Source organism: uncultured Turicibacter sp., assembly GCF_938044715.1.
Classification (GTDB): Bacteria; Bacillota_I; Bacilli_A; order MOL361; family Turicibacteraceae; genus Turicibacter; species Turicibacter sanguinis.
On sequence record NZ_CALIOS010000118.1, the window covers coordinates 1 to 12,819 of the forward strand.

Annotated in this window: 16 protein-coding genes; all 16 read right to left on the reverse strand. The window is 34.2% G+C overall.

Going from position 1 to position 12,819, the window contains the following annotated elements; all coding sequences use genetic code 11:
* The coding region (locus tag QWC74_RS11195) for a S4 domain-containing protein (RefSeq protein WP_288994065.1) at positions 1-307 on the reverse strand (307 nt) is incomplete at its 3' end.
* Between the two features lie 111 nt (positions 308-418).
* The gene (gene lspA, locus QWC74_RS11200) at positions 419-877 is read right to left on the reverse strand and encodes a signal peptidase II (RefSeq protein ID WP_006785242.1); all 459 of its coding nucleotides are present in this window, start codon (positions 875-877) and stop codon (positions 419-421) included.
* An 85-nt stretch (positions 878-962) separates the two neighbouring features.
* The gene (locus QWC74_RS11205) at positions 963-1,436 is read right to left on the reverse strand and encodes a dCMP deaminase family protein (RefSeq protein WP_006785241.1); all 474 of its coding nucleotides are present in this window, start codon (positions 1,434-1,436) and stop codon (positions 963-965) included.
* 91 nt (positions 1,437-1,527) lie between these two features.
* On the reverse strand, positions 1,528-2,514 hold the full coding sequence (locus QWC74_RS11210; RefSeq protein WP_006785240.1) for a DUF4097 family beta strand repeat-containing protein: 987 nt from the start codon (positions 2,512-2,514) through the stop codon (positions 1,528-1,530).
* Between the two features lie 18 nt (positions 2,515-2,532).
* A complete protein-coding gene (locus tag QWC74_RS11215) occupies positions 2,533-3,084 on the reverse strand; it encodes a DUF1700 domain-containing protein (RefSeq protein ID WP_006785239.1) in 552 nt (183 codons plus the stop codon).
* Entirely contained in the window at positions 3,059-3,400 is a 342-nt protein-coding gene (locus QWC74_RS11220) for a PadR family transcriptional regulator (RefSeq protein WP_006785238.1), read from the reverse strand. Before QWC74_RS11220 ends, QWC74_RS11215 begins: the two co-directional genes overlap by 26 nt.
* Positions 3,401-3,552: 152 nt before the next feature.
* Positions 3,553-4,680: an N-acetylglucosamine-6-phosphate deacetylase gene (gene nagA, locus QWC74_RS11225; protein ID WP_155223041.1), complete on the reverse strand. Its 1,128-nt coding sequence runs from the start codon at positions 4,678-4,680 to the stop codon at positions 3,553-3,555.
* A 158-nt stretch (positions 4,681-4,838) separates the two neighbouring features.
* A complete protein-coding gene (ileS, locus tag QWC74_RS11230; protein ID WP_006785236.1) occupies positions 4,839-7,574 on the reverse strand; it encodes an isoleucine--tRNA ligase in 2,736 nt (911 codons plus the stop codon).
* A gap of 331 nt (positions 7,575-7,905) precedes the next feature.
* Positions 7,906-8,322, reverse strand: a complete 417-nt coding sequence (locus tag QWC74_RS11235) for a DivIVA domain-containing protein (protein ID WP_006785235.1) — start codon at positions 8,320-8,322, stop codon at positions 7,906-7,908.
* Between the two features lie 13 nt (positions 8,323-8,335).
* Positions 8,336-9,103, reverse strand: coding sequence for an RNA-binding protein (locus QWC74_RS11240; RefSeq protein ID WP_006785234.1), 768 nt, complete (start codon positions 9,101-9,103; stop codon positions 8,336-8,338).
* A 2-nt stretch (positions 9,104-9,105) separates the two neighbouring features.
* Complete coding sequence (locus QWC74_RS11245; RefSeq protein ID WP_006785233.1) at positions 9,106-9,357, reverse strand: YggT family protein; 252 nt, start codon at positions 9,355-9,357, stop codon at positions 9,106-9,108.
* Positions 9,358-9,363: 6 nt separating this feature from the next.
* Positions 9,364-9,867, reverse strand: coding sequence for a cell division protein SepF (locus QWC74_RS11250; RefSeq protein WP_006785232.1), 504 nt, complete (start codon positions 9,865-9,867; stop codon positions 9,364-9,366).
* A 48-nt stretch (positions 9,868-9,915) separates the two neighbouring features.
* A complete protein-coding gene (locus tag QWC74_RS11255; protein WP_006785231.1) occupies positions 9,916-10,566 on the reverse strand; it encodes a YggS family pyridoxal phosphate-dependent enzyme in 651 nt (216 codons plus the stop codon).
* 101 nt (positions 10,567-10,667) lie between these two features.
* Positions 10,668-10,934: a YlmC/YmxH family sporulation protein gene (locus QWC74_RS11260; protein ID WP_006785230.1), complete on the reverse strand. Its 267-nt coding sequence runs from the start codon at positions 10,932-10,934 to the stop codon at positions 10,668-10,670.
* 98 nt (positions 10,935-11,032) lie between these two features.
* The gene (sigG, locus tag QWC74_RS11265) at positions 11,033-11,812 is read right to left on the reverse strand and encodes an RNA polymerase sporulation sigma factor SigG (RefSeq protein WP_006785229.1); all 780 of its coding nucleotides are present in this window, start codon (positions 11,810-11,812) and stop codon (positions 11,033-11,035) included.
* A 114-nt stretch (positions 11,813-11,926) separates the two neighbouring features.
* Positions 11,927-12,637: an RNA polymerase sporulation sigma factor SigE gene (gene sigE, locus QWC74_RS11270; protein WP_006785228.1), complete on the reverse strand. Its 711-nt coding sequence runs from the start codon at positions 12,635-12,637 to the stop codon at positions 11,927-11,929.
* Between the last annotated feature and the right edge of the window lie 182 nt (positions 12,638-12,819).

Consider the following 12,819-nt stretch of genomic DNA (forward strand, 5'->3'; position numbering starts at 1 on the left):
CGGGATGTACGACCATATTTTCAGGTTTATTAACAACAATCACGTAATCATCTTGATAAACAATATCTAAATCCATCTCTTCTGGAATCACGTCTAAAACTTCAGGTTCTGGGATATTGATTTCAATTTGATCATTTAATCGACATTTATAGTTAGCTTTCGCCACTTGTCCATTAATTAAAACACGTCCCTCTTTAATGAGTTGTTGTAAATAAGAACGTGAATAATCCTCAAATGATTCATTTAAAACTTTATCTAAACGAACACCTACTAATTCTTCTGTTACTATCATATTTTCTTGTTCCATAAACGCCATCCTTTCAACAAGCAAAAAAGCCATTTAAGGATTTACTACTTTCTTGGTTGTCTTTAATTTAATCGTCTTTATTTTACTAAGTTGTAGTGTTTGATGTTATGATTATTGACGCTTCATATCTAAAATGGCATCAATCGCCATTAAGACAACTCCAATACATAAGGCACTATCTGCAATATTAAAAATTGGGAAATCATAACCCAAAATATACGTGTCAATAAAGTCAACAACGTGTTGATACAACACACGATCGATAAAGTTTCCAACCGCTCCCCCTAAAATAAGGGCTAAGGCAATCATTAACCATTTATCTTTTTTAATATCTAAGCGAGTCATCCACACAATAACAACGGCGATGACTGCTAATGTGATGAGGTAAAAAAACATCATTTTTCCTTGAAAAATTCCCCAAGCTGCACCTGCATTACGATGTGATGTAATGTATAAAAAGTTATCAATAATCGGAATGGATTGACCAATCGTCATTTGTGAGGCAACTAAATATTTTGTCACTTGATCGAGCACAATAGTTAAAGCGACAATGGCGATAATTAACCACATTTATTCCACTACTCCTTTAGTATTCGTTTTATTTTGACATTTTAACATTATAACAAACAATTCAATTTTTGTATATAAAATTTCCCTATTTAGCCGTGTTCACATTCAATGAAATCTCAGCCATTTGACGGTATTTAACTCCCGCTGCATCAAGCATTCGTTTTGAGGCAAGGGTGCTGTCTGTATGAGCATACTTATCACTCATGTAAACAATTTCATTAATTCCAGATTGAATGATATATTTGGCACATTCATGACATGGAAACAGTGAAACATATAAACGACAATGTTTAAGGCTAGTCGTACTGTTTAAAATAGCATTTTGTTCCGCATGAACAACGTATGGATATTTCGTATTTATAAACTCTCCTTCACGCTCCCATGGAAATTCTTCATCTTTACATCCATGTGGAAACCCATTATAGCCTATTCCGACAATTCGATGTTCTTCATTTACAATGCAAGCTCCAACTTGAGTCTGAGGATCTTTACTACGCATGGCAGATAGTAATGCAATCCCCATGAAATACTCATCCCAACTTAAATAATTTTCACGCATAAAAAAGCCTCCTATTACATTAACCTAATTCGTTTTGATGTGATAGTAAAAAAACCTATCGCCCACTGGGAGATAAGTTTTTATCCCTATTTTAATTATAACTGATTTTCAAGACATTTGCCTCTATTTCATGATTTTTCTTTAATCCTGATAGCTGTAAAGATTTAATTTGATAACTTAAATCTTCATTTTTTAAACTTACCTCTCCATTTAGTTTATCCACATCAATGTAGCTCATGTATATATTTTTCAAATTGAAATCCCCATTCACTGTGGAGAGGTTTAATACCTCTCCCTTTAAATCTGTTATCGAAAAATCACCATTAATTGTTTCCGCTTCGATATACGAACTTTCTAAATTAGAAACTAAAAGACTTCCGTTTACAACTGATAGCGTACTCTCGTTGTTTATGATACTATCTAAAACTTTAATTTTTCCATTCACTGTTTCTAAAATGGCCTCAACAAACTGACTATCACAGAGTTCAACCGTTCCATTCACGGTCTTAACTTCTAAAATTTGTCCAATCCCTGAAATTTTAATATCGCCATTAAGGGTCTCTAATTCATAATCCATGACATTTTGAGGGACCTTAATGACAATTTTTGATTTACTTTCCTCACATCCAAAGAAACAAAACAGTTGATTTTTTTTCTTTTCTTCAACTGTCACGGTCGAAATGGATTGTTCAATACGGAAACGATTTGGTTTTTTGGTGTAAATTTCAACACTTAATGTCTGACCTTCTACCGATTGAATCACTACATCTGCGTTCATCACATCAGTTTCTAGTTCAATTGGTTGTGCTAAATCAAAATCAAACGTACTTAAATGATAATAGTCTTCTTCACTTCCACTTTGTCTAAACTGTAAATTTGACACAAACTGCTCGGATTCTAGATGATCATAAGTGAAAATATCTCCCTCATAGCCTTCTATTCTTTCTGCGATATCATCAATCAAATCAGGTATTTTCTTGATATCATAGACTGTCATGGAAATCATGCTTGCTATAAAAATAACTAAAGCTGTCACTGATGAATAAATTAAATATAAACCCATTCTATTTTTTTTCATAACAAATCCCCTCTCAAATTAAAATGGTCTGATTAAAAAACGGCCCATTCGATACAAACCGTAAAATAGAGCTAGTCCACTATTAAAAATTAAAATCGATAAGCTAAATAATAAGAAAAAGATTGACCACGTTACTTGGCTAAATAAAAAGGAAACAAAGAACAATACAATCCCACCAATCGTTAAACCAAATGCAACCCCCATCACTCCAAATCCGACAACAAAAAAAACACCCCATAAAGCTAAATAAATTAATTTTTCTCCCATCCTTTTTCCCTCACAATCTTGACGGCTCACCACATCAGCAAAAAAATTAAGCGCCTCATTTGCTCCTTGTTCGATTTTTTCAAACAGATTCTCTTGATGTTCAATCCCTAACGCCAATTTCACTTCCTTTGCTACTTCTTTTGGTGAACCTAGTCGCTGTAAAATTTCATCTTCACTTTTCCCTTCATTGAGCATCGCCTTAATTTGCTCTTGATAATTTAGGATAATATCACTTCGATCCTCTTCAGACAAAAGTCGTAATTCTTTTTCTAATGCCTCAATCCAATTCGTTTTGTGACTCATCCACATTCACTCCTTCTAAAAAATAATTAATTTCTAAACTAAACACTTTCCAATCCCCCACCATTTTACTGAGATGTTTTTTTCCCACTGTCGTTATCACATAATATTTTCGTGCGGGTCCTTCACTTGAATCTCTCATATACGTCCTGCAATAGCCTTCCTTTGTTAACCGTCTTAATAAGGGATAAATCGTACTCTCTGTCACCTCAATGCGCGGTGAAATTCGTTGGACAATCTCATATCCATATAAATCTTCTTGCTCAATTAAACTAAGTACACAAAGTTCTAAAATCCCTTTTTTATATTGAGAATTCATTCAGTCCCTCCTCAATGTTTATCTCTTCTTCATCCAATTTATGCGTCTAACCACTATAGTGTGATACACAATACAAAACATAACATAGTAGTATGTCACGCGCCATAGGTTGAAAAAAAAAGAAGAACATTCGTTCCTCCTTTTTCGTCATGTTATCGCTCATAGACAATTTTTCCTTCAACAATCGTCACCAATGCTTCTAACGCTTCATCCCAAATCACTAAATCTGCATCTTTCCCAATCTCAATCGATCCTTTACAATCCTCTACTCCAATTGAACGAGCGGCATTTAAAGACGCTAATTGGTAAACAGCAGGTAAAGAAAGCGTGGTTTCTTCATAAAAATTACGCACTGCTTTATTTAAAGTTAACACACTACCTGCTAAAGATCCTGTTCGAAGCCTTGCACTTCCATTCTCAACGATAACTTCTTGTCCTCCCAAATCATAAACGCCATCTGGCATACAGCCCGCTCGCATACTGTCCGTAATTAACACTATATTTCCACTTTTAACCCGATAAAACCATTCAAAAATTTCAGGATTAACGTGAATTTTATCTGCGATTAACTCCGCACTCACATCAGACATTAAAATAGCCCCTACTGCTCCAGGTTCGCGATGATTAAATCCAGACATCCCGTTAAACGTATGTGTGGCGTGTGAAATACCAAGTTGAATCGCTTCTTTGGCTTTTGCAAACGTCGTTGAAGTATGTCCCATCGACAATTTAATATCTGTCTTTAATTTCATGGCTTTAATAAATTCATAACCTTCATCAACTTCAGGCGCAAGGGTAATTAATTTAATCACATCTTGAAAAGGTTCAATCCATGTCATATTAGGCTTTTGAATAAACGCTTTGTTTTGGGCACCTTTATACGTCTCACTAATAAATGGTCCTTCTAAATGACACCCTAAAACCTTAGCGCCTTTATAATGGCCATTCATGCCTATTCGAATTTGATTTAATGCACATTCAATCTTTTCTTGACTCATCGTCATCGTGGTTGGTAAAAAACTCGTCACTCCAAACTTAACAAGCAGTTGACTAATCGTCTCAATTGTATCATCATTTGCATCCATGATATCAGCCCCACCTGCCCCATGGATATGAATATCAATCAATCCCGCTCCAACATAAGCTCCTTTAGCATCTATAATGTCCACCTGATCCGGTAAATCATCTGTAATATCTAGGATTTTGTCCTCAAATAAAATAATTTTTTGTTCCATAATAGAATCATTTAAAATAATTTTACCATTTATAATTGCCTTCATCTTTTCCCCTCCAAGCAAACGTTCCTCACTCCTTTTATACCATATCTGACAGTTAAATCGTATGGTTTATCCTCATGATTATATAGAAATATCTTACCTACCTAACAAAAAAAACCAATGAACGAAACATCGATTCATTGGTTTTTGGTCATATTTAATTAGGCTTCAATAACTTCAGCACAACGAGGACAAATTCCTTGCTCATTAGCAGCTGGTACCACTAACCAACAACGATCACAAGTATGTCCTTCAGCTGCTTTAACCACAACGGCTAATCCATCAAATTGTAAAGCATCCTCAGGAGCCTCTCCCTCTTCAAGCACACACTCAGATACGATGAAGATTTGTTTTAAATCTGCCTGTAATGAGTTTAATAATGCTTTAGTCTCAGCATTTGGATATAAGTGTAATGAAGCAGTTAATGATTTACCAATCACTTTTTGATTACGTGCTTCTTCTAATGCTTTTAAAACATCATGACGTAATGATAAGAATTGACTCCATTTTGTCGTCACTTCAGCTGCATTCGCATATTCTTTAACCACTGGCATATCTGTTAAGTAAACAGAAATTTCAGTGTGTCCTGGAATATATGAATACACTTCATCCGCTGTATGTGGGATGACTGGTGCAAGTAAGCGACACATGTCATACACATGGTGATATAAGACGGTTTGAATTGAACGACGTGCTTGGCTATCTGCTTTTTCAATATATAAAATATCTTTCGTAAAATCTAAATAGAAGGCACTTAAATCATTTGAGATATAATTATTAACTGTTTTGAATACGTCATCAAAACGATATTCTTCATAAGCTGATTTTAATTCTTTTGTTAACTCATTTAAACGAATCATCATAAATTGATCCACTTCATTTAAGTCTTCATAAGCCACTAAATCAGTTTCAGGATTAAAATCAAATAAGTTTCCAAGTAAGAAACGGAATGTATTACGCATTTTACGATAACTTTCAGCAACTTGTTTGATTAAATCTTCAGAAATACGAACGTCTGCTTGGTAATCAACTGATGCTACCCATAAACGAACGATATCTGCACCGTAAATTTTAATTAATTTTAATGGGTCAATAACATTTCCAATTGATTTAGACATTTTACGTCCTTGTCCATCTAAAACAAATCCATGACTTACGACTGTTTTATATGGCGCACGTCCTGTCATCGCAACCCCTGTTGATAATGAAGAGTTAAACCATCCACGATATTGGTCAGACCCTTCTAAATATAAATCAGCTGGATATGGTAATCCACGTTCAACTAACACACTATGGTGAGAAGAACCAGAATCAAACCAAACATCCATGATATCTGTCTCTTTGCGGAACTTTCCATTTGGGCTACCTGGATGAGTAAATCCTGCTGGTAATAATTCTTCAGCTTCTAATTCAAACCAGATGTTTGATCCTTTTTCACGGAATAAATTAGCGACATGATTAATAACTGATTCATCTAAAATGGCTTCACCATCTTCAGCATAGAACACTGGAATCGGAACACCCCAAACACGTTGACGAGAAATACACCAATCAGCACGATCTTTAATCATATTTCCTAGACGCACTTCTCCCCATGCCGGTAACCAGTTCACCTCTTTAATTTGCTCCATCATTTGACCTTTTAACGCTTCAATTGAAGCAAACCATTGCTCTGTTGCACGGAAAATAATTGGTTTTTTCGTACGCCAGTCATGTGGATATGAGTGAGTGATGAATTTTAATCCAAGAAGTGCACCCTTTTCTTCAAGCTTTTGTCCAACTGCTTTATTAGCATCTTCATAGTACATTCCTTCAAACTCAAACGCATCTTTTGTCATGTATCCACGATAATCAACTGGACATAAGACCTCTAAATTATATTTACGCCCTGCATTAAAGTCATCTTCACCATGACCTGGTGCAGTATGAACAAGCCCTGTTCCGGCATCTAATGTAACGTGATCTCCTAAAATTAATAATGATTCACGATCAAATAATGGATGTTTAGCTGTCATATATTCAAAGTCTGACCCTTTATAAGTTGCTAAAATCTCATAAGTTTCCCAGTTTAATTCTTTTGATAATGACTCAACTAATTCTTTAGCGACAATGAACTTGCGATCATTAACAGCCACTGTCACATACTCAAGATCAGCATTCACACAGATTCCTAAGTTCGCTGGAATGGTCCAAGGAGTTGTTGTCCAAATAACAAATTCTTCATCTCCAGCTAAAATACCCTTTCCATCTTGTACTTTAAATGCCACATAGATAGATGGCGATTTTTTATCATGATATTCAATTTCCGCTTCAGCTAAAGCTGTTTCTGAAGATGGTGACCAGTAGATTGGCTTTAATCCTTTATAAATTAACCCTTCCTTCACCATTTTTCCGAAAACTAAAATTTGTTGTGCTTCATACTCTTTTTGTAATGTAATATATGGGTTATCCCAGTCACCAAGTACCCCTAAACGTTTAAACTGTGTCTTCTGACCTTCTACTTGTTCAAGAGCGTACTCTTTACATAATTCGCGGAATTCAGCCACCGTTTTTTCTTTACGATTCACTTTTTTATTATTCGTTAATGCTTGCTCAATTGGAAGACCATGTGTATCCCATCCTGGAATATATGGTGCGTAATATCCATCCATATTTTTAAAACGCACAACAAAATCTTTCAAAATTTTATTTAATGCGTGCCCCATATGAATATTTCCATTGGCATAAGGTGGTCCATCATGTAAAACGAAAGGTGTTTTATCTTGATTTTTTTCCAACACTTTCTCATATAATTTTTCATCATACCACGTCTGTTCAATTTGTGGTTCACGATTTGGAAGATTTCCACGCATTGGGAAATCTGTTTTAGGCATTAATAATGTCTCTTTTAATTCCATGTCGACAACTCCTTTTTGATTTATCCATCAAATAGTTTAAGACAATAAAAAAAACTTTCCGTCACATAAGGACGAAAAGTTCGTGGTACCACCTTAATTTACAACAAAAGGATTTCCTCTTATTGCCTCAAACTATTTATCGCATAGTATACGTCATGTTTTAATTCACATGAAAGCTCCTGGCTGATTCTATTTCATCATTTTTATCGGCCTTTCACCAACACCGACTCGCTAAAAAAAAGAGGAAAAAATAGCATGGTCCAATCATCGCTCATATTCACTATATTTGACTTAAATTTTAAAGAATTTAAGTTAAAAAATCAATACATTTTTAACATTTTCCCCAACAATTTTTAATATCTTCAATTTTCGAGTTTAAAAAGTCGATTAACTCATTTTTAATTTGTAATTGTTGTCGTTCAAACAAGGCTGTTTCTTCTGTAATTTTTTCTACATCCTGGACAGCTTGATTAATAATTACTTGCGAAATTTTCTCAGTTTCTTGGATAATTTTCATCGCATCACGTTTAGCATGAGTTTTTAAAAGCTCGATTTGCGCAAGCTCTGATTTCATTTGTTGTTCAGAACTTTCTTGCATCGCATGAATCTCTTTTTTCAACGACTTATTCTGCTTTTCTAAGGCTTCAATTTGCTCAATTAATAAACAGAAAACACGATATAACTCCTCATCTGAAAATCGTCCCCACGATTTTTTCATTTGACTTTTCAACATTTCAGCTGGTGTCATTTTGTTCCCCCTATCACACGGTTTTCCCGACAATAATTACAAATCGTTCACTTTTAGTTCGACTTTTTAAAACTTTTAATCTAAATCGTCCATGTCGTTTAATTGACAAGACATCTCCAATTTGACAAATACGTGAGTGATTTTGTTCAATCACCCAATTAACTTGAACCCCGGCTTGCATGATATACTCATGGACTTGTGAACGCGAAACTTTCATTAAACTAGCCACAATGACATCTAAACGCATCGAACTAATAATGATTTCAAATTCATCTTCCTGATCGATTTTTTCAAACTGGGAAATTGAAGATTCTTTGATTAAAATTGAATGTTTTCCTACCTTATGAAAATGTTGGAGAAAAAATTCTGAAAATTCTTCACATATTGCTAAATAAATTCTTCCATTTGATAGGACAACAATATCTCCAATCAATGAGCGATCAATATTTAAAGCAGTTAAAGAACCTAGAATTTGTGGATGTTTTAAGGTAACTAATTTTTGATTATACTCAATTTCATAACCCTTCACATACTGACTGAGATTATTTAACTTTAAATAATCAGGATATAGGATTGCACGCTTTCGCTCAGCCTTTTGAAAGCCACCTTCAAAACTGACTCGGACTTCACTGTTTTGGTTGACTAACATCTGAACAATTTCTTGTTCACGAAGGGTTAGAAATTTGGTTGTTTTTATTTTGTGACTATAGTAGACTTGATTAACCCAATCCGATACCTTTAATACGAATTGATGCTCATGCTTATTAAAATGCTCTAACATGGCTAAAACAGTCTAAATAATCCTTGCATGGCGATATCTAAAACAATAAAGGCCACGATTGGAGAAAAATCAATCATTCCAATAGGTGGTATGATTTTTCTAAAAATAGATAAATATGGCTCAACAAAACTTGCTAAAACGCGTCCTAACTGCGTTTGGCGACTTTCTGGAACCCAACTCATAATAATATAAATTAGCATCATGGTCTCATAAAATCGCAAAACAAGACTTAAATAATAGACGATGTTTCCCATAATTTATTACTCCTCAATATCTTGTTGTAGTTCTTGAACAGTGACTTGTCCTTCCGTTTCTACATTTCGAGGTGTACATAAGAATAAGTTTGTTCCCACGCGTTTAATATCCCCATCAATGGCATAGATGGTTCCACTTAAGAAATCAACAACGCGTTTTGCTTGTGCTTTTTCTAATCGCTGTAAATTGATAAATACTGGATAATTATCTTTTAAGCAATCTGCAATATCTTGTGCATCAGAATATTCATTTGGTTCACGAATAATCACTTTATTTAAATTGCTATCTAAATTTGCTTTATTTAACTCTTTATTCATTGTCATCACAGTACTTTTCCCTTTGTTATTTGAATGATTAGATTGGTTTGGAATAGCCGTTAATACTGGCTTTGCTGCAGGAATTGGTTTTAAAACTTCTGGCTCTTCAATTTCCTCTTCCTCTTCAAATTCCATTTCATATTCGTCTTCATCGATTCCAATAATTGATTTGAACTTGTCTTTAAAACTCATACTTCTACTCCTCCTAGAATCATTAATTTATAAAGGCTTCATCTCTTACTAGTCTTGAAATAAAATTGAACCTAGACGGACATAAGTCGCCCCTTCTTCTACCGCAATTAAATAATCATTACTCATCCCCATTGAAAGTTCTTGACACGATTTATAGTTTTTTTCTAAATCAAGTTGTAATTGTTTTAATTCACTAAAGCATCTTCTGAGAGTCAGTTCATTCTCTGTATTTGGTGCCATTGTCATTAATCCAATAACCTCAATTTTAGAAAACGAATTTAATTGTTCTATAAATGTGACCACTTCATCTTTGGCTAACCCATGCTTAGTCTTTTCACCACTAATATTCACTTGAATTAAACACTTTAATGGCTTATCGCGATACTTTTCAATCTCCTTTGCTAAAGAAAGACGATCAAGAGAATGTAAAACATCGATCTCATTAATGACTTCCTTTACTTTCCGTGATTGAAGCGTTCCGATGAAATGCCATTCAATTGGCAAATGTAATTGCGCTTTTTTTTCAAGAAGGGCATCCACTCTATTTTCTCCCATGATAGTAATTCCGCAATCATAGAGCCTTTTCATCTGTTCAACATTTACATATTTTGTGGCAGCAACAATACGAACTTTTTCGCAATCGCGCTGACATGCCTGAATATCTTGTTGGACTTGTTCAACGTTTTTTTCAATATTCATCTTATTCACCTGTCAACTTCCAATATTACTGCATGATATTATAAATTATACCATAATTCATTATGAATGGAAATTTTTTTTAAAGAAGTCCTCTCCAATTCCTAGTATTGTGTCATGCTTTGAGTCACATTAACAATAATTACATCTTCCCCAATTTTTAAAATTTGATTCCAAGGAACAACCACTGCTTCATCATCCTTTGAAAAAAAACTCATAAATCGCATCGATGGTTGAACCGTAATCGCAATAATCTGTCCTGAATTTGTATCAATTTTCAAACTAGATACAAATCCGATTCTCTCGCCCGTTACCACATTGATGACATCTTTCTCTTCTATATCGCTTAATGTCATGATACTATCTTTCACCTTGATCCCACCTTTTCTTTCTATCAATTCATATTATGAAGAAAGGAGACTAAATATGTGATCACCATAAAAAAATAGATGGGGGACTCCCATCTATTTTAACTTTTCATCATTTCTTCCATGACTTGTAATGCATTTTTCTCTAATCTTGAAACTTGTGCTTGAGAAATACCAATCTCGGCAGCTATCTCCATTTGGGTTTTTCCCATAAAGTAACGGTCATGTATAATTCGTTTTTCACGTTTTCCAAGGCGTTTAAATCCTTCTTCCAACATTAATTTAACACTCCATTTATCGTCAGTAATACTATCATCCTTTATTTGATCTATTAAATGAATCGTATCGCCTCCATCATTATAGATTGGAGAAAAGATTGAAACGGGATCGGATATAGCCTCCACTGATAACACAACGTCAATAGGTTCGACTCCTATAGCTGCTGCTATTTCTTCGTTCGTTGGATCTCGTTGGAGTTCTATTGAAAGTTGATCCTTAACTTGTAATACTTTATACGCCGTATCTCTTAAAGAGCGAGATACACGTAATGAATTATTATCGCGTAAATAACGTCTGATTTCACCGATAATCATAGGGACGGCATACGTTGAAAACTTGACTTCATGTGATAAATCAAAGTGATCAATCGCCTTCATTAAACCTAGACATCCGACTTGAAATAAATCATCAAGATTTTCACCACGATGATTAAATTTTTTAATAATACTTAACACCAGCCGCAAATTTCCTTTGATTAAACTTTCTCTGGCCTCTACATTTCCATTTTGAAAGCTTTTAAACAATTCGGTCATTTCCGCATTACTTAATACTTCTAACTTAGCTGTGTCAACTCCTACGATATCTACTTTATGTTTTGACATGATGGCCCCTCCTAGTTGCATTACAATTACAGTTGTATCTACTGAAAAGTATGAGCAACATCAGACCAAATCATTCATAAATTAGCTAATTATTGTGTGTGTTTTTTCGACAAGTCACTTTGTTTTTAAAACTTCTTTTCTAATTTTATCAATTATCTTTTTCTCTAATCTTGAAATATAAGACTGTGAAATATCTAGCTTTTGTGCAACTTCTTTTTGTGTCAAAGGGTCTTCCCCACACAAACCAAAACGCATATACATAATTTCTCGTTCACGACGTTTTAAGCGATTAATAGCATCAAACACAAGCTGTCTTTCAACATCTTCTTCAATATCTTTATAAACCTCATTCTCCTCTGTCCCCAATATATCTGACAGCAGTAATTCATTTCCATCCCAATCCACATTGAGCGGTTCATCTAACGATACTTCATTTCGAATTCGATTCGTTTTTCTAAGATGCATTAAAATCTCATTTTCTATACATCGTGAGGCATAAGTCGCTAGTTTAATATTTTTGTCCATTTTAAACGTTTGAACCCCTTTTATTAGCCCTAACGTCCCAATACTAATTAAATCTTCAAGATTAACACCCGAACTTTCAAATTTCTTCGCAATATAGACAACCAAACGCAAATTATGTTCGATGAGCGTCTGTCTAGCTCGTTCATCTCCACCTTGAAATCTTGTTAAGACATTAAATTCTTCGTCTTTTGATAATGGTTCAGGAAGTGTTTCATTTCCACGAATATAGTTGACATATTTATTTTTACGTTTAAACAACCTTTCAATAAGCGCTATGACCCAATTAATTAAATGATGCATCTTACTTCCCCCTTTTTTAACTCCTAACAAACTTATATATTTTGAACCATTTTAGGTTGTAATAAAAAATCGTAATCAATAAAAGTATTATCAATAACCCCAATTAACACATTATGAACCACTTGATTATCAATGAGTAATAACGTTGGCCGAAAAACTAATAATAATTGATCCTCTTCATT